Below are 15,258 nucleotides of genomic sequence, written 5' to 3'. Positions count from 1 at the left end.
ATCCCCGGCAGCCTTGCCCGGCCGGCGCATTTGCTTGGCGTTAAATTCCACCGGGTTATGCCTCGGGCTCGTGCCGACGCCAGCGAAGAGAGCCCGGGCCGCCGATGCTGACTCAAGCGCTTCTGGTTGATGACAGCCGCTCCGTCCTCAACTTCCTGCAACGTCATATCGAGGCTGAGGGGCTGGTCGAGGCCACCACCTTCCTCGATCCCGTCGATGCGCTCGCCTGCGCGCGCGAGCGCGCTTTCGATCTCGTGCTGGTCGACTACGAGATGCCCCATATGGACGGCATCAGCTTCATCCGCGCCTTCCGTACCCTGCCCGGCTGCGCCGACATCCCGATCGCGATGATCACCTCGCGGCAGACCGACGACGTCAAGATGGAGGCGCTCGAAGCCGGCGCCACCGATTTCCTGCCCAAGCAGCCGCAGAGCGTCGAGATGACGGTGCGCCTGCGCAACCTGATCCGGCTCGGCGTCGCCGTCCGCAAGCAGAACGATCGTGCCGCGGATCTGGCCAATGCAGTCGCGGCTGCGACCCAGAAGCTCGCGGAGCGCGAGGAGGAAATCATCCTCCGGCTCGCGCTCGCGGTCGAATACCGCGACAACGATACCGGGGAGCACACGCTGCGGGTCGCCAGATACAGCCGTATCATCGCCGAGCAGCTCGGCCTGCCGGCGCGGCTCTGCCGCGACATCTATCTGGCCGCGCCCCTGCACGATGTCGGCAAGGTCGCCATTCCCGACAATATCCTGCTCAAGCCCGGCCGACTGACCGACGAAGAGATGGCGGTGATCCGCACCCATGCGACGATCGGCGAGCGCATCCTGGCTGATTCCACCTGCGAGCTGATCCAGCTCGGCGCGCAAATTGCCGCAGGCCATCACGAGCGCTGGGACGGCACGGGCTATCCGAGCGGCCTGAAGGAAGACGAGATTCCGATCGCCGCGCGCGTGGTCGCGGTCGCCGACGTCTTCGACGCCCTGACGACGCGGCGGCCATATAAAGAGCCGATGCCGCTCGAGGTGGCGCGCAACTACCTGGTCGAGAACCAGGGGCGACAATTCGACCCGGCCTGCGTCGAGGCCTTTCTGTCGCGCTGGGACGAGGTCGTGGCGATCGCCGCGGGGCAGAGCACGGCTCCGTTCCAGAAATCTGAGGCCACTCTCTCACCTGTCATGGAAGAAGCGGCCGAGAGCCGCCCGGACGGAAACCGACCGCCCGAGGTCTCTCCGGCCTGATCCGGCCTTTCCGCCGACCGGTTCGCCACGACCCAGGCCTTCCCCTCGGGGTTTGAACCTGTTCCTTATAACGTGCACCAATACCAAGAGTGATTCTGGTCACACTTCGCTGCATCGGCCACTGCTAACGATCGGACCAGACGGGATCTATCGCGTACAGTCGAATTGGATGAGAAAGCCCATGAGAAGCCTGATCGGCGCCATTGTCGGCGTAATTTGCCTCGCGGTGCCCGCGGTCGCGCAGACGCCGGCCGCAATCGTCGAGGACGTGCAGGGCAAGGTCGATGGCATCGCATTCATGGACTATGTGGCCCCCGGCAAGATCATCAAGCTCGGGCCGAAGGCGAGCGTCACGCTCAGCTATCTCAAATCCTGCCTGCGCGAAACGATCAGCGAAGGCGTCGTCCTGGTCGGCGCCGAGCAGAGCACGGTGCAGCTCGGGGACGTGCAGCGGGTCAAGGTGCCCTGCGACACCAACGCCGCGCAGCTCTCCGAACGCCAGGCGAACCAGAGTGCGGCGACCACATTCCGCACCATGCGATCCGACACCAAGGGCGCTCCCGCCAAGCTGCCGACGATCTACGGCGTCTCGCCCATGGTCCAGGCCAAGAGCGGCAGCACGCTGGTCATCGAGCGCACCGACGGCAAGGAGCCCACGATCAGCGTGCCGCTCAAGAGCGAGATCATGGTCGGCGGCAAGTTCTATGATTTTTCCAAGGCCGGGAAGTCGCTGACGCCGGGCGGCACCTATCTCGCCATCCTTGGCGCCAAGCGCTATACGTTCCAGGTCGATTCCAGCGCGACTTCATCGCCGACGCCGATCGTCGGGCGCCTGCTGCGGCTCGAATAAGCGATCCGCGACGGCGCGATGCGGCGGATCGGCAGGCGGGACATCGTTGCAGCAATCCTGATCGCACTCCTTTCGGGTGCGGTCTTCACCTCCCCTCCGCTTCACGCCCTGCAGGGTCTGTCGCTCGACATCCTCACGGCGCTGCGCGGCAAGCTCGTCGGTGACCGCCGCGATCCCGCCGCCTCGCCGGTCGTCGTCGTGGCGATCGACGGCGAGACCTACGACACGCCGCCCTTCAAGGGATCGCCGACACTGACCTGGACGCGCGAGATCGGCCGGGTGCTCGCCAGCATCATCGATGGCGGCACAAAGGTGGTCGGCTTCGACGTGATCTTTCCCAGCTCGATCGAGCAGTCGGACATCCCGTTTGGCGAGGCGCCACTCGGCGCGCGCATGAAGGGCTTTGACCGGGATTACCTGATCGCGCTGCGGCAGGCCTCCGATTCCGGCAAGCTGGTGCTCGGCGAGATCCTGAGCAACCACCACCCGGACGTGCCCTACCGCGCGCAGCAAGTGGCGGTGCGAAACAACATTCGCGCCCTCAACGTCCACACCGACACCGACGACGTCATCCGGCGGATGCCGCTGAGTTTTGCCGTTGAAGGCAGACCGGTCCCGGCGATGGCTGTCGAGCTCGCGTCACGCGCACTGGACGCGAAGCCTGAGTTTGCGCCTGATGGTGCGATGACGCTTGGCGGCTACGCGATTCCGAGCGCGGAGCCGAACACGCTGACCCTCAATTTCCGGGGGCTGGGCCGCGAGGTCCCGACGTTCTCCTTCGCCGACCTGCGCGCCTGCGTCGAGAAAGGTGACCAGGATTTCTTTCGCCGCGCCTTCGACGGCAAGGTGGTTCTGCTCGGCACGATCCTCAATTTCGAAGACCGCAAGCTGACCTCGATGCGCCTCTCCGGCGGACATGACGGGACGCCGGCCGCGCGATGCGCCCTGCCCACTCCGGCACGCATCGCAAGCGCGCCGCGCAGCGACATCGCCGGCGTCTTCGTCCACGCCACCGCAGTCCGCAATCTGATGGAACGCGATGCGGTGACGGAGCTCGGCTTTCCGCTGCGGACCGCGCTCACGATCCTGTTCGCAGCGATCATCGCCTGCGCGGCCTGCATGCTCGCGCCAGCCAGCGCGCTAGCGACGTACGTCGCGCTCACAGCCGTTTATGCTGCGCTGGCCGTGGGTCTGTTCATTCACGCCTTGGCGTTGCCTCTGACGGAGCCCGCGCTGGCCGGCCTTGCCGCGGTCGCGATGATGATCGGCTACCGCTTCGTCATCGCCGACCGCGAGGAGCGCTTCCTGCGCAAGAGCTTTGCGTTCTACCTCGCGCCGGAGGTGATCGAGACCATGGTCGCCTCGGGCAAGATGCCGGCGCTCGGCGGCGAGATGCGCAATGTCACCATGTTCTTCTCCGACCTCAGCGGCTTCTCCTCCATTGCCGAGAAGATGACGCCAGGCGAGCTGGTGGCCTTGATGAACGAATATTTGTCCGCGATGACCGACATCATCGAGGGCCATGGCGGTTATGTCGACAAATATGTCGGCGACTCCATCGTCGCCATGTTCGGCGCTCCGGTCGACGATCCCGACCACGCGCGCAATGCGGTCCGCGCCGCCCTGAAGTGCCACGAGAAGCTCGCCGAGCTCAACGCCGGCAACGCCACATTCGCGGGCCGCGGGCTGTCGCACCGCATCGGGCTGAACACCGGCGAAGCCGTGGTCGGCAATATCGGCTCCAGGCGCCGCTTCAATTACACCGTCATGAGCGACACCGTGAACGTCGCCTCGCGGCTCGAAGGCGCAAACAAATATTACGGCACCGCGATCATGGCCTCCGAGACGACGATGGCGCAGACCGGTGAGACCTTCGCCTGGCGCGAGCTCGATGCGATCAGGGTGCTGGGCCGCGGCGAAGCGATCAAGGTGTACGAGCCGCTGGCGGAGACGAGGGCCGAGAGCACCGAGCATAAGAAAGTGACCACGGCCTACGCGGAAGGGTTGGCGTGCTGGCGCGCGCGGAACTTTGCCAAGGCAGTCGAAGCATTCGAGCGGGCAGCAGAGATCGACCCGCCATCAGCGCTATTCGCGAACCGCGCCAAAGCGCTCGCCGCGAATCCCCCGGCGCCGGAGTGGATGCCGGTCAATACGCTGGAAGGAAAATAGCGGGCCCTCACGCCGATCGGCAGTCGCGCGCTGCCGGTCACAACCTGGAGAGCCCTCTTTTTCGGGCCCATGACATGGCGTAGTGTAGAGGGAGCTGCCCTTCGAGACGGGACGGGCCGACGTCGCCGGTTGCCGGAATGGGCAGCGAGCAGGCCGTCGGCAGGCATCGAAGTCTGAAAGCAGCGCCAACCTTTTTTGCGCTCCCTCAATTTTTCAACATGAAGCAGGTTGGCCCGCTGCGCGCGGCAGGCCACCGCGCATGTGTACCCCAGGGAGGATCGACATGGCGACATTCATACTGACGATCGACTGGACCGACCAGGGAATTCGGAATGTCAGGGATGCTCCCAAACGCAGCGAAGCGGCGAAGGAGCTTGCCAAGAAAGTCGGGGTCGAGATCAAGGACATTTATCTCACCTCCGGCGCACATGACATTCTCGTCCTTGCCGAAGCACCGCTCGGCGACCACATCACAAAATTCGCGCTTGCGCTCGGCTCCCTCGGCAATGTGCGCACCAGCACCTCGCGCGCCTGGACCGAGGCCGAGTGGACCAAGCTGATATCCGAGCTCCCGTAAGCGATTTCGGAGTCTCGGCGGGCCTGTGCACAGTCCGGCGGATTGGCGCAGCCGTGATTTCGGCGCCCGGCGGTCGGCACCTCGAGAAGGTGCGATCGGGGGCACTTCTGACATCGATACTGAAGCTGAGGCGAGACTTTGTGCCGACATCATGAGGAGGTCAGGCCATGGAGATCGAAGGCACGACGTTCGGCACGATCACGATTGACGGAAAGACCTATGAACACGACGTGATCATTCGCCTGTCTGGCGAAGTGGCAAAGCGGAAGAAAAATCTATCGAAGAAGTACTACGGCACCTCGCACGTCCTCTCGAAGGACGAGGCGAAATTCGTCTTTGAGGACGGATGCGAGCAGCTCATTCTAGGGTCGGGCCAGATGGGCAATGTGCATCTATCGCCGGAAGCGGAGGCGTATTTTGCGAAGAAGGGGTGCGCAGTCCTGCTCGAACCGACCCCCAAGGCAATTCATACGTTCAACCACTCGCACGCCAGGAAGATTGGTCTCTTTCACGTAACGTGCTGAGCCATCCACCCCCAAGAAGGGCCTGGCAGTACGCTGGAAGGGAAGTAGCGGCCTCGTTCACCCTCCCCTGGAGGGGGAGGGTGAACGAACACCGTTCCTACCAGCTCGCCCCCGCCTAAAACGGCAACCCCACATAATTCTCCGCGAGCAGGTGCTGCGCCGTGTCGGACGAGAACAGATATTCCAGCTCCGTCTGCTGCAGCCTGTCTTCATACTCGGAACGGTCGGGGAAGCGATGCAGCATCATCGTCATCCACCAGGAGAAGCGCTGCGCCTTCCATATCCGCGCCAGCGCCTTCGCCGAGTAGCCCTCGAGGCCGGAATCATCGCCGTTCTGATAGTGCGCGAGCAGGCCGTGATAGAGATAGTAGATGTCGGAGGCGGCGCTGTTGAGCCCACGCGCGCCCGTCGGCGGCACGATATGGGCGGCATCGCCGGCGAGAAACAGGCGACCATAGCTCATCGGCTCGGCGACATAGCTGCGCAAGGGCGCGATGCTCTTCTCGATCGACGGTCCTGTGATCAGTCGGCCAGCGACCTCGTCCGGCAGACGCCGCTTCAGCTCTGCCCAGAACGCGTCGTCGGACCAGCCCTCCACCTTGTCGGTGAGCGGTACCTGGACGTAGTAGCGGCTCAGGACCTGCGAGCGCATCGAGCACAGCGCGAAGCCGCGTTCGTGCTTCACGTAGATCAGCTCCGGCGAGACCGGCTTCGTGCGTGACAGCACTCCCAGCCAGCCGAACGGATAGACCTTCTCATATTCGCGCAGCACGTCCTTCGGGATCGATCTGCGACTGACGCCGTGAAAGCCGTCGGCGCCGACGATGTAGTCACAATCGACCCGGATAGTTTCCCCGTTCAAACGATACGTCACGAACGGCTTGTCCGAGGTGAGGTCATGCGGCGTCACGTCCTCGGCATTGTGCACGACCTTGCCGCGGTGCCGGTCGCGCGCCTCGTAGAGGTCGCGCGTCAGCTCGGTCTGGCCGTAGACCAGGACGGAATTGCCGCCGGAATGCTTGTGCAGATCGATCCGGGAGAGCACGCCGTCATGGGCGATCTCGAAACCTTCGTGGATCTCGCCCTCGCGGTCCATCCGTTCGCCGCATTGCGCCTCGCGCATCAGCTTGGCAAAGCCGTGCTCGAGCACACCGGCGCGGATGCGGGCGAGCACGTGCTCGCGGCTGTATTTCTCCAGCACGACCGTGTCGATGCCCTTCAGGTGCAGAAGCTGCGACAACAGCAACCCGGACGGGCCACCGCCGATGATGCAGACCTGAACTTTCATTTTTCCGTCCTCCCGTCTGCACATATTTTGCAGATTCCAGGCTGCAAACGAATGGAGGGATTGGCCTTTGTCTTGTACTATTCGAACATGAGAACCGCAGCCCCTGCCCCGGCCATCCGGGTGTACAACCTCTTCGGCGAGTCCGGCGATCTGCCCGACGTCGTGCATTGCGAGACGATCGCGTCGCGCTCGGTGCTGCATGACTGGACACTGGCCGTGCACCGGCATGCCCGGCTGCACCAGGTGCTGCTGATCGAACGCGGCGGCGGCGAGACGACGCTCGACGGGCGCGTGGTGGCGCTGAGGCCGATGCAGATCGTCAACGTGCCGGTCGGCCACGTCCACGGCTTCCGCTTCCTGCCGGGCACGCAAGGCTGGGTGCTGACCATTGCCGCGGAAATCCTGGACGAGGCGCTGCTCGCCTCGGAAGGCCTGCGCGGCGCGCTGTCGCGATCGGCCGTGGTCCGCGGCACGCCGCAGATTCGCGCCACGATGAAGCAGATCTTTGCCGAGCACGCCGCGCGCAATTTCGGCCGGGCCCATGTGCTCCGCGCGCTGTCGGCGGCCATGATCGGGCTCGTGGCGCGCGCGCTGACGAGCGAGAGCGGTGGCAATGGAACGGCCGAATCCGGCCTGTTCCGCCGCTTCGAGACGCTGCTCGAGCAGCACCATCTGGAGCGCTGGAGCGTCGCGGACTATGCGCGGGAACTGGCGATCACGCCGACGCATCTCAACCGCGTGACGCGGGCTGCAACCGGCGATACCGCCTCTCACCTGATCCTCAACCGGCTGATCCGCGAGGCGCGGCGCAACCTCGTCTACACCAATCTGCCGATCTCGACGATCGCGTATACGCTGGGCTTCGAGGATCCCGCCTATTTCAGCCGCGTCTATGCCGCCGCCACCGGGCTATCCCCGCGTGCCTTTCGCGCGCAGTTGCATGGCAATGAGGGCTGACGCCTCGGGCGAAAGACCAGGCGCACCGTCCACTACTGATGCGCTCTCCCTTCCCGGGATTCCATTTCGTCGGGATGCGATTTTTCATAGTGGAGAAAGAGGTCGAGCAACGCCAGCAGCACGATGACGACACCAAAGCCGATGCTGAGGTGCATCGCGCGTGTGTGCGCAAATCCAAGGAGCCAGGGCGACACGATGAGCCAAACGCCCATCAACACGTTGATCCACTCCTCCCAGTCGCGATAGGCGATGATGGCAGCCAGCGAGAGGATACCGATGATTGCGCTCGTCACCCAGATATCGATCCTGCCCTGGCTGATCGTCAGCTTGAACAGCCACGGCGATATGAAGAGTACGGCGGCGAGAAATAGGTTGTAGACGTCAGGGACGGTTTCGCGCTCTTGCAACCTGCTCATGACATACCTCTCCGATGGACATGCCGAGGGAATCATTCGGAGCGGGTTTGGTTCCGGACCAGCGGGCTTCGCACGGATAGACTTTGGTTGGGGGCCTGCTGCGAACCACAACGGCCTTTGTTGCCGGCGCGGCCACTTACCTTCGTATATAGCGTCCTATCCTTTGGATAGAGACCCTTAACCTCCGTACAATTGAGCAGGGAATGCGCACGCCTTAGCGTGGCTGCATTCGGCGCCCTGGCGCTGGTGGCATCTACCTCCCTGACCTTGGCGCAAGACGGCCACCCCCTGTCCGGTCGTCTGCGCCGCTTTTTCAGCAAGCCATCGGCGTCCTGTGTTGTCGCGGCCGACACACCGAGCCCTGGTGGCCGAACCCGCCGGCTTTTATGCGGAACTGGGGATTTGTGCAGAATGTCTTCGATTGAGAAGATCGCACTCTTTATCGATGGCTCCAATCTCTATGCCACCTCCAAGGCGCTCGGCTTCGATATCGATTACAGGCGTCTGCTCGGCGAATTTCAGGGCCGAGGCAGGCTGCTGCGGGCCTTCTACTACACCACCGTGATCGAGGATCAGGAATACTCGTCCATCCGCCCGCTGATCGATTGGCTCGACTATAACGGGTACACCGTCGTCAAAAAGCTCACCAAGGAGTTCGTCGACGCCACCACCGGCCGCCGCAAGGTGAAGGGCAGCATGGATGTGGACCTCGCCGTGAATGCGATGGAGCTCGCCGGACAGGTCGATCAGATCGTGCTGTTCTCGGGCGATGGGGATTTTCGCTCCCTGGTGGAAGCCCTGCAACGCCACGGCGTCCGCGTGACGGTCGTGTCCACCCTCTCCACGCAGCCGCCCATGGTCGCCGACGAACTGCGCCGGCAGGCGGACGTCTTCATCGATTTGGCAGAATTGAAACCCAAAGTGGGGCGCGATCCGGCGGAGCGGCCGGGATCGCGCGAGCTGCGCCAGCCGCCGCAATTCCTCGCGCGCGGAATCATCAATCGCGGCGACCGGGTGGAATGATCCCGCGGGACGGCCGTCGGATCGTCAGACGTCGAAGAACACCGTCTCCTCCGGTCCCTGCAGATTGATCGTGAAGGAATACACGACTTTGCCGCCGCGCTCGCTGCGTCTTGCGATCAGCGTCGACCGACGGACCGGCGGCTCGACCAGGTTGAGCACAGGATCGGCGGCGTTGGCCGCTTCCTCATCCGAAAAATAGAGCCGCGTGTTCAGCCCGATATTGATGCCGCGAGCGACGATCCAGACATTGACGTGCGGCGCGCATTTGCGCCCCATCTTGTCGGTGATGGCGCCGGGCTTGATGGTCTCGAAGGTGACGAGACCGCTGTCGAAATCCGATCCCGCGCGGCCCCAGCCGCGAAAATCCTCCTCCAGGGCGCCGGTGGAGCGATCGGCCGGATGGTTGTAGCGACCGGCCGCGTTGGCCTGCCAGATCTCCAGCAGCACGTCGCGCAGCGGTGAGCCGGTGCCGTCGAGCACGCGGCCTTCGAGCGTGACGCGCTCGCCTTGCGTGCTCGGCGTCACCAGGACGTTGGAAAAGTTCTTCTCGAAGATGTCGAAGCCGGCCATCGCCGGGATGAGGCCGATATGGACGTAAGGCCCGGCGGTCTGGGAGGCGGTTTCCTTGAGGTAGTTGAGCGGCTGCGGCATTTGGCTCAGTTTCCTGCGGTGCGGTTTTCGAAATAGGTGGAACGCGCCCCGCGCAAGACGATATCGAAGCGGTAGGCGAGCGAATCGAACGGCGTAGAGGCGTTGAGATCGAGCGGCGCGACCAGGCGGTCGAGCGCGTCCTTGTCCGGAATTGTCGTCAGGATCGGGCAGACCGGGATCAGCGGATCGCCCTCGAAATACATCTGCGTGATCAGCCGCTGTGCAAAGCCCGAGCCGAACACCGAGAAGTGGATGTGGGCGGGCCGCCAGCTATTGACGTAGTTGCGCCAGGGATAGGGCCCGGGCTTCACCGTGCGGAAGTAATAGTAGCCGGTGTCGTCGGTGAGCGCACGGCCGCAACCGCCGAAATTCGGATCGATCGGCGCGAGATAGGTGTCCTTCTTGTGCCGGTAGCGGCCACCGGCATTGGCCTGCCAGAACTCGACCAGCGTGTTCGGCACGCCGCGGCCGGTCTCGTCCAGCACGCGGCCGTGGACGATGATGCGCTCGCCGACGGGATCGCCGTCCTTGGCGTAGTTGCGGATCAAATCGTTGTCGAGCGGGCCGAGATCATTGTGCCCGAACACCGGCCCGGTGATTTCCGAGATCGAGTTCTCCAGCGACAAGAGCGCCTGGCGCGGCGAGCGCAGCACCGAGGATTTGTAGCCGGGCGCATGCGCCGGCGGATGGATGGAGCGATCGCGCTGAAAGAAGCCCCCATCGCGAAGCGGCGGCGCGAATGGCTCGGCGCGGTTGAGGCGGGGATCCTGCAAGGCAGCAATTGGCGCCTGGGCGTTCATCGGCGTTGTCTCTCCCTCTGGCGCCCGGGTCCGGGCGCGGCTTATCGGGAGATCATGGCCCCGCCTATTCTCAAGATAAATAGATCGATTATAATCAATTCCATGAAAGAAATCGATCATTTGGCGCTCGACGGCCACGCGCTCGAACTGTTCCTCGCCGTACTGGAGGAAGGCTCGGTGACGGCGGCCGCGACGCGGCTCGGCCTGACCCAATCGGCAGTCAGCCACGGGCTCAACAAGCTGCGGCGGATCGCCGGCGATCCGCTGTTCGCCAAATCCGGGCGCGGCATCGTCGCGACCGCCCACGCCCAGGCGCTGGCCGCAAAGGCGCGCGCGTTGATCGACGAAATGCGAAGCTTTGCCGGCGGCATCACCTTCGAGCCGGCGCGCGCGCAGCTCTCGCTGACGATCGCCGCCAACGATTTCCAGCGCGATCTGCTGCTGCCGCGATTCTTCGGACATGTCGCGGCACAGGTGAAGAGCCTGAACCTGCGCGTGATTCCCTCGCAGTCGCCCTCGCCTGCAACGCTGCGCGAGAACCGCTGCGACCTCCTGATCACGCCGCTGCCGCCGTCCGGCGCCGACATCGTGCAGAAGCGCCTGCTCAGCGATCACTACGTCTGCTACCACGATCCCAAGGCGCGCGCCGCGCCGGGGAGCCGCGCCGCCTATCTCGCGGCCCGCCACATCACCGTGGTCTATACCGACAATGAGCGGCTCGATTTCGACCGCCGGCTGGCGGCGAACGGTCTTCACCGCGATATCGCGATTTCCGTACCGAGCTTTTCCGGCGTGCCGTCCTTCCTGCACGGCTCGCAGATGCTCGCGAGCATGCCGAGGCTGCTCGCCTCCGGCGTGATGCGCGGTTTCGCCCAAACGCCGATTCCGCTGGCGGCGCGCACGCGCACGCTGGCCGAACTGCCGATGTTCATGGTCTGGCACCAGCGCTATCAGAAGGACCCGGCCCACCGCTGGATCAGGACCCAGCTCGAAAACGTGGCGGCGACGGCCGCGGGCGGCTGAACGCACCGGCTGCGTCCGATCGGCCACACCAGGGTCCGGAAATGACTTAGCAAGCGCGGTAGCCGGCCAAGTTCAACCGAACGGTTGATGCGCCGTCCGCGATTCCGCGTCACGGTCGCGCAACTGGTCGGACGAGGTGAATACAATGAAAAAGACTCTTGCGCTCTTGCTCGGCGCGACTGCGACATTGACGGCAGCCAACGCCGCTGCCGGCGAGCTCGAAGACGTCAATGCGCGCCTCGAATTGCTGGAACGACAGAATGCTGCCATCCGCAAGGAAAACGCCGCATTGCGCGAGAACCAGCGATTGCACCAAGAGAATATGCGGCTGAAATCACCGCACGCCGCGGTCGAAGCAGCCAAAACCTCCGCCCGACCGGAGCAAGAGAACGGCACGTTCCTGGCCGTATCGGCGGCTTCGCGACAGGCCAGGAATCCGTTGCAGTCCTATGCCGCGGACTTCCCGGTCAAGGCGCCGCCGCTGGCCGGTCCGGCACTGTTCAAGGCCTGGATCGAAGGCGGCGCAATCTGGAGCGGCGGCGATCCAGTATTCAGCAACTACAGCAGTGGTAATTTCACCGGTGCATTCGATCTGACGCCCAAGGTCGGCTGGGAATCGGCCATCGGATTCGACCATCGCTTCGCCGGCGCCCCCTGGCACATCAGCGGCCAATTCCGTTACGGCGAAGGCGGCGAAACCAGCGGCACGCGAACGATCGACATCAGCACGGGCCCGCTGACAGGAACGCACACCTTTGGGGCCGCTCACAAGGAAACTCGCTGGCTCACGGATCTTGCGGTCGGACGCGACGTTGCCGGCATCGGGCCGGGTGCGCTTCAGCTCAAGGGCGGTGTTCGCGTTGCCGAATTCGTCGCCCGAAGTTCGGACTCGAACGTCCAGAACGGCACGCTCGGCGGCGTCTCCGCCGCCACGAGCTCGGCTACCGATAGCCGCGCGAGCTTCCTGGGCGCAGGTCCTCTCATCGGCGTGGAAGGCTCGGTCCCATTCGCCGGCAAATGGGCGTTCGACTATAACGGTGACGTCGCCTTGCTGTTCGGCCGTCAGACGTTGCAGAACACTGTGAGGAATGTGAGTGCCTTACCTCCCCTGCCGGCTCCACCGTCATAGACCAGCTCGTGACGGGCAGCGATCGGCTGTTTGCCGGCGCGCTGAGCGCCGACATCCAAGTTGGCGTGTCCTATTGGCTGACGCAGAACCTGAAGCTTGGCGCGAGCTATCGGCTCGATGCGCTCATCAACGTCTTCAACGAGACCGGCTCCTCCAACTCCGGTTTCACGCCGGACCGCTACACGCACGGTCCGCGCGTCACGCTCACCGGGCAGTTCGACGCGATGTAGCCATCGCGTTGGTGGTGACCGCACAGCTGTGCTCGCCTCGTGGCCGCCCCCTCGCCGGCTGCCGGGCGGTGGCCAGCCCCTCGCCAAACCCACTGGTTGCGCCAAGGCTGGCACGCTAGAATTCGGCCATGACAGTGACCGATATTGCGAGCCGGACCTACAATCACAGCTGGCGGCTGGATCCCATCATCCGCAGCCTGCTCGATACCGACTTCTACAAGTTATTGATGTTGCAAATGATTCGGGAATCCTATCCGAGTCAGAAGGTGACTTTCTCGGTCATCAACCGCTCGCGCCATGTGCGGCTCGCCGAGATCATCGACGAGGGCGAGCTGCGCGCCCAGCTCGACCATGCCCGCACCATCCGCTTCACCAAGAAGGAGCTGATCTGGCTTGCCGGTAACACCTTCTACGGCAAGACCCACATGTTCTCGGCCGATTTCATCCGCTGGCTCGCCGAATTCCGCCTGCCCGAATACGAGCTGCGCAAGGTCCAGGGCCAGTACGAGCTGCATTTCCACGGGCCATGGACCCACACCACGATGTGGGAGATTCCGGCGCTCGCCATCCTCAACGAACTGCGCTCGCGCGCGGCGATGAAGGGCCGCGGCCGGTTCGAGCTCGACGTGCTCTACGCCCGCGCCAAGGCCAAGCTCTGGACCAAGGTCGAGCGGCTGCGCAAGCTCGAGAATCTGCGGCTGTCCGACTTCGGCACGCGCCGCCGCCACGGCTTCCTCTGGCAACGCTGGTGCGTCGAGGCGGTGAAGGAAGGGCTCGGACAATCCTTCATCGGCACGTCCAACGTCCTGCTCGCCATGGACAACGACCTCGAAGCGATCGGTACCAACGCGCACGAACTGCCGATGGTCGCGGCCGCGCTCGCCAAGGACGACGAAGAACTGCGCTGGGCGCCCTATCGCATCCTCGACCAGTGGCGCCAGACCTATGGCGGCAATCTCCTGATCGCGCTCCCCGACGCCTTCGGCACCAAGGCTTTCCTGCGCGACGCGCCGGAATGGGTCGCCGACTGGACCGGCTTCCGCCCCGACAGCGCGCCGCCGATCCAGGCCGGCGAAGAGATCATCAAATGGTGGGAGACGAAGGGCCGCAATCCCAGGGACAAGCTGCTCGTCTTCTCCGACGCCATGGACGTCGGCTCGATCGAGGACACCTATCACCATTTCGCCGGCCGTGTGCGGCTATCGTTCGGCTGGGGCACCAACCTCACCAACGATTTCGTCGGCTGCGGGCCGGACGGCTCCTTCAACCTCGATCCGATCTCGCTGGTCTGCAAGGTGTCGTCGGTCGATGGGCGACCGGCGGTGAAGCTCTCCGACAATCCGGAGAAGGCGACCGGCATGCCCTCGGAGATCGAGCGTTACCTGCGCGTGTTCGGTGACGCCGGCCGCGTGCGCACGCCCGTGCTGGTCTAGCCGCCGCCGGCCGAATTTCTTTCATTCAACTAAACGGTGTACGCAGAATTCGAGACACCGGCGCGCGAATGCCGCACCAGTTCCGGATTTGCGGCATTTGCGACGAGGCTGACCCCGGTCACTTCAGCAGTAGATAGCGAACCGGGTTATCGTCGCACTGACCCGCTCCACATTCCAGCACGGTGGATGCGAGATTTGCGGCAATCAACAACGCGAAGATCGCGAATACCGCGTTCGATGCCAGTCCGTTCATGGGCGCATCCCCGGCGTCGTCCCGCTTGCCAGCCACGTCCTTCACGACGAAGAGAAGCGCGACATAGCCCACGACGCCGACCGCCGCGATGAGCGCCCACGTGTAGAAGTGCAGCCCAAACAGCGTCGAGCCGTATCCACGATCGCCCGGCGCGAGATGCAGCGACACTTGCCGGATCGAAATGAAGCCGGTGACGAGGCTGCCCACGAGAATCATCGCGTAGTGCGACGCACGCTCACCGATGCGCACGTTGAACAGGAACCCAACGCCGATCGCGATGAACCCGGCCCGTTGCAGCAGGCAAAGCGGACAGGGCAACTCGCCGAGCGCAAGTTGATAGTAGAATGCGACCGTCAGAACGAACGAGATCCCAAGCACCCCGAGCATATTCAATATCGCGCCGGGGGGTCGTTGCTTGCTCATTTTCGTAGTGCCCATCTCTACGCCGTCAGAAGGAAAAGTTCAGCGAATCCGTCGCGTGGTGGAAGAACCATGCGACCGTGACGACGCCCGTTGCGCTCCAGAGCAAATAGGCCAATCCCGCGCGCGAACGCCAGAGGCAGGCGCAGCTTGCCAGCGCCAGCAGAAAAGGCAGAAACATGTACATGAACACGGGCTCCTCGATCGATCGCTCTCTGCGCGAGCAGGCCCAAAGACATATACGATATCACTGCGATTCGGCTCCCCATATGGA

The 15,258-nt window shown here is 64.0% G+C and carries 17 protein-coding genes; 11 read left to right on the top strand and 6 right to left on the bottom strand.

All coding sequences use genetic code 11. The features are described 5' to 3' along the window. Nucleotides 1-104: 104 nt before the first annotated feature. The 5 genes from K289_RS0118195 to K289_RS0118175 all read left to right on the top strand — a co-directional run bounded on the left by K289_RS0118195 (nt 105) and on the right by K289_RS0118175 (nt 5,361). A complete protein-coding gene (locus K289_RS0118195; protein WP_027552847.1) occupies nt 105-1,241 on the top strand; it encodes an HD domain-containing phosphohydrolase in 1,137 nt (378 codons plus the stop codon). 181 nt (nt 1,242-1,422) lie between these two features. Then, nucleotides 1,423-2,091: a hypothetical protein gene (locus K289_RS0118190; protein ID WP_035685052.1), complete on the top strand. Its 669-nt coding sequence runs from the start codon at nt 1,423-1,425 to the stop codon at nt 2,089-2,091. Between the two features lie 18 nt (nt 2,092-2,109). Then, nucleotides 2,110-4,260, top strand: a complete 2,151-nt coding sequence (locus K289_RS0118185; protein WP_027552845.1) for a CHASE2 domain-containing protein — start codon at nt 2,110-2,112, stop codon at nt 4,258-4,260. Nucleotides 4,261-4,543: 283 nt separating this feature from the next. Further along, complete coding sequence (locus tag K289_RS0118180; RefSeq protein ID WP_027552844.1) at nt 4,544-4,837, top strand: GYD domain-containing protein; 294 nt, start codon at nt 4,544-4,546, stop codon at nt 4,835-4,837. A 167-nt stretch (nt 4,838-5,004) separates the two neighbouring features. Beyond that, nucleotides 5,005-5,361, top strand: a complete 357-nt coding sequence (locus tag K289_RS0118175; protein WP_027552843.1) for an Mth938-like domain-containing protein — start codon at nt 5,005-5,007, stop codon at nt 5,359-5,361. A 115-nt stretch (nt 5,362-5,476) separates the two neighbouring features. On the opposite strand, the gene pobA is transcribed toward K289_RS0118175, so the two are convergent. After that, on the bottom strand, nt 5,477-6,649 hold the full coding sequence (gene pobA, locus K289_RS0118170) for a 4-hydroxybenzoate 3-monooxygenase (RefSeq protein ID WP_027552842.1): 1,173 nt from the start codon (nt 6,647-6,649) through the stop codon (nt 5,477-5,479). A gap of 51 nt (nt 6,650-6,700) precedes the next feature. Between pobA and K289_RS0118165 the strand changes: the two genes are divergently transcribed. Continuing rightward, the gene (locus K289_RS0118165; RefSeq protein WP_027552841.1) at nt 6,701-7,606 is read left to right on the top strand and encodes a helix-turn-helix domain-containing protein; all 906 of its coding nucleotides are present in this window, start codon (nt 6,701-6,703) and stop codon (nt 7,604-7,606) included. A 32-nt stretch (nt 7,607-7,638) separates the two neighbouring features. Here the strand turns inward: K289_RS0118165 and K289_RS0118160 are convergent, their stop codons facing one another. Then, complete coding sequence (locus K289_RS0118160) at nt 7,639-8,022, bottom strand: SPW repeat protein (protein ID WP_051310637.1); 384 nt, start codon at nt 8,020-8,022, stop codon at nt 7,639-7,641. 411 nt (nt 8,023-8,433) lie between these two features. On the opposite strand from K289_RS0118160, the gene K289_RS0118155 reads away from it, so the two are divergent. Beyond that, entirely contained in the window at nt 8,434-9,045 is a 612-nt protein-coding gene (locus K289_RS0118155; RefSeq protein ID WP_027552839.1) for an NYN domain-containing protein, read from the top strand. A 24-nt stretch (nt 9,046-9,069) separates the two neighbouring features. Here the strand turns inward: K289_RS0118155 and pcaG are convergent, their stop codons facing one another. Together pcaG and pcaH are read right to left on the bottom strand one after the other, a co-directional pair. Then, on the bottom strand, nt 9,070-9,696 hold the full coding sequence (gene pcaG / locus K289_RS0118150; RefSeq protein WP_027552838.1) for a protocatechuate 3,4-dioxygenase subunit alpha: 627 nt from the start codon (nt 9,694-9,696) through the stop codon (nt 9,070-9,072). 5 nt (nt 9,697-9,701) lie between these two features. Next, nucleotides 9,702-10,496, bottom strand: a complete 795-nt coding sequence (gene pcaH, locus K289_RS0118145) for a protocatechuate 3,4-dioxygenase subunit beta (RefSeq protein WP_027552837.1) — start codon at nt 10,494-10,496, stop codon at nt 9,702-9,704. Nucleotides 10,497-10,598: 102 nt separating this feature from the next. Between pcaH and K289_RS0118140 the strand changes: the two genes are divergently transcribed. From K289_RS0118140 to pncB, 4 genes are all read left to right on the top strand, one after another. After that, nucleotides 10,599-11,519: a LysR family transcriptional regulator gene (locus tag K289_RS0118140; RefSeq protein WP_035685046.1), complete on the top strand. Its 921-nt coding sequence runs from the start codon at nt 10,599-10,601 to the stop codon at nt 11,517-11,519. A 145-nt stretch (nt 11,520-11,664) separates the two neighbouring features. Further along, on the top strand, nt 11,665-12,648 hold the full coding sequence (locus K289_RS44605; protein ID WP_051310635.1) for a hypothetical protein: 984 nt from the start codon (nt 11,665-11,667) through the stop codon (nt 12,646-12,648). Nucleotides 12,649-12,656: 8 nt separating this feature from the next. Continuing rightward, nucleotides 12,657-12,878 carry a hypothetical protein gene (locus K289_RS52325; protein ID WP_051310633.1) on the top strand — a complete coding sequence of 74 codons (222 nt, stop codon included), beginning with the start codon at nt 12,657-12,659 and terminating at the stop codon, nt 12,876-12,878. A gap of 128 nt (nt 12,879-13,006) precedes the next feature. Further along, on the top strand, nt 13,007-14,311 hold the full coding sequence (pncB, locus tag K289_RS0118130) for a nicotinate phosphoribosyltransferase (protein WP_027552835.1): 1,305 nt from the start codon (nt 13,007-13,009) through the stop codon (nt 14,309-14,311). Between the two features lie 118 nt (nt 14,312-14,429). Here the strand turns inward: pncB and K289_RS0118125 are convergent, their stop codons facing one another. Then, nucleotides 14,430-14,987, bottom strand: a complete 558-nt coding sequence (locus K289_RS0118125) for a disulfide bond formation protein B (RefSeq protein ID WP_245283945.1) — start codon at nt 14,985-14,987, stop codon at nt 14,430-14,432. 25 nt (nt 14,988-15,012) lie between these two features. Beyond that, nucleotides 15,013-15,171 carry a DUF5993 family protein gene (locus K289_RS51620; protein WP_027552833.1) on the bottom strand — a complete coding sequence of 53 codons (159 nt, stop codon included), beginning with the start codon at nt 15,169-15,171 and terminating at the stop codon, nt 15,013-15,015. Between the last annotated feature and the right edge of the window lie 87 nt (nt 15,172-15,258).

This window comes from Bradyrhizobium sp. Cp5.3 (genome assembly GCF_000426265.1).
Lineage (GTDB): Bacteria > Pseudomonadota > Alphaproteobacteria > Rhizobiales > Xanthobacteraceae > Bradyrhizobium > Bradyrhizobium neotropicale.
This window is presented reverse-complemented; position numbering and strand designations above follow the sequence as displayed.

What these genes read in the sequence shown, in the direction of transcription:
- K289_RS0118195 (WP_027552847.1), top strand. Translation starts at nt 105, where the DNA reads ATGCTGACTCAAGCGCTTCTGGTTGATGACAGCCGCTCCGTCCTCAAC.
- K289_RS0118190 (WP_035685052.1), top strand. Translation starts at nt 1,423, where the DNA reads ATGAGAAGCCTGATCGGCGCCATTGTCGGCGTAATTTGCCTCGCGGTG.
- K289_RS0118185 (WP_027552845.1), top strand. Translation starts at nt 2,110, where the DNA reads ATGCGGCGGATCGGCAGGCGGGACATCGTTGCAGCAATCCTGATCGCA.
- K289_RS0118180 (WP_027552844.1), top strand. Translation starts at nt 4,544, where the DNA reads ATGGCGACATTCATACTGACGATCGACTGGACCGACCAGGGAATTCGG.
- K289_RS0118175 (WP_027552843.1), top strand. Translation starts at nt 5,005, where the DNA reads ATGGAGATCGAAGGCACGACGTTCGGCACGATCACGATTGACGGAAAG.
- pobA (WP_027552842.1), bottom strand. Translation starts at nt 6,649, where the DNA reads ATGAAAGTTCAGGTCTGCATCATCGGCGGTGGCCCGTCCGGGTTGCTG.
- K289_RS0118165 (WP_027552841.1), top strand. Translation starts at nt 6,701, where the DNA reads ATGGAGGGATTGGCCTTTGTCTTGTACTATTCGAACATGAGAACCGCA.
- K289_RS0118160 (WP_051310637.1), bottom strand. Translation starts at nt 8,022, where the DNA reads ATGAGCAGGTTGCAAGAGCGCGAAACCGTCCCTGACGTCTACAACCTA.
- K289_RS0118155 (WP_027552839.1), top strand. Translation starts at nt 8,434, where the DNA reads ATGTCTTCGATTGAGAAGATCGCACTCTTTATCGATGGCTCCAATCTC.
- pcaG (WP_027552838.1), bottom strand. Translation starts at nt 9,696, where the DNA reads ATGCCGCAGCCGCTCAACTACCTCAAGGAAACCGCCTCCCAGACCGCC.
- pcaH (WP_027552837.1), bottom strand. Translation starts at nt 10,496, where the DNA reads ATGAACGCCCAGGCGCCAATTGCTGCCTTGCAGGATCCCCGCCTCAAC.
- K289_RS0118140 (WP_035685046.1), top strand. Translation starts at nt 10,599, where the DNA reads ATGAAAGAAATCGATCATTTGGCGCTCGACGGCCACGCGCTCGAACTG.
- K289_RS44605 (WP_051310635.1), top strand. Translation starts at nt 11,665, where the DNA reads ATGAAAAAGACTCTTGCGCTCTTGCTCGGCGCGACTGCGACATTGACG.
- pncB (WP_027552835.1), top strand. Translation starts at nt 13,007, where the DNA reads ATGACAGTGACCGATATTGCGAGCCGGACCTACAATCACAGCTGGCGG.
- K289_RS0118125 (WP_245283945.1), bottom strand. Translation starts at nt 14,987, where the DNA reads ATGAGCAAGCAACGACCCCCCGGCGCGATATTGAATATGCTCGGGGTG.
- K289_RS51620 (WP_027552833.1), bottom strand. Translation starts at nt 15,171, where the DNA reads ATGTACATGTTTCTGCCTTTTCTGCTGGCGCTGGCAAGCTGCGCCTGC.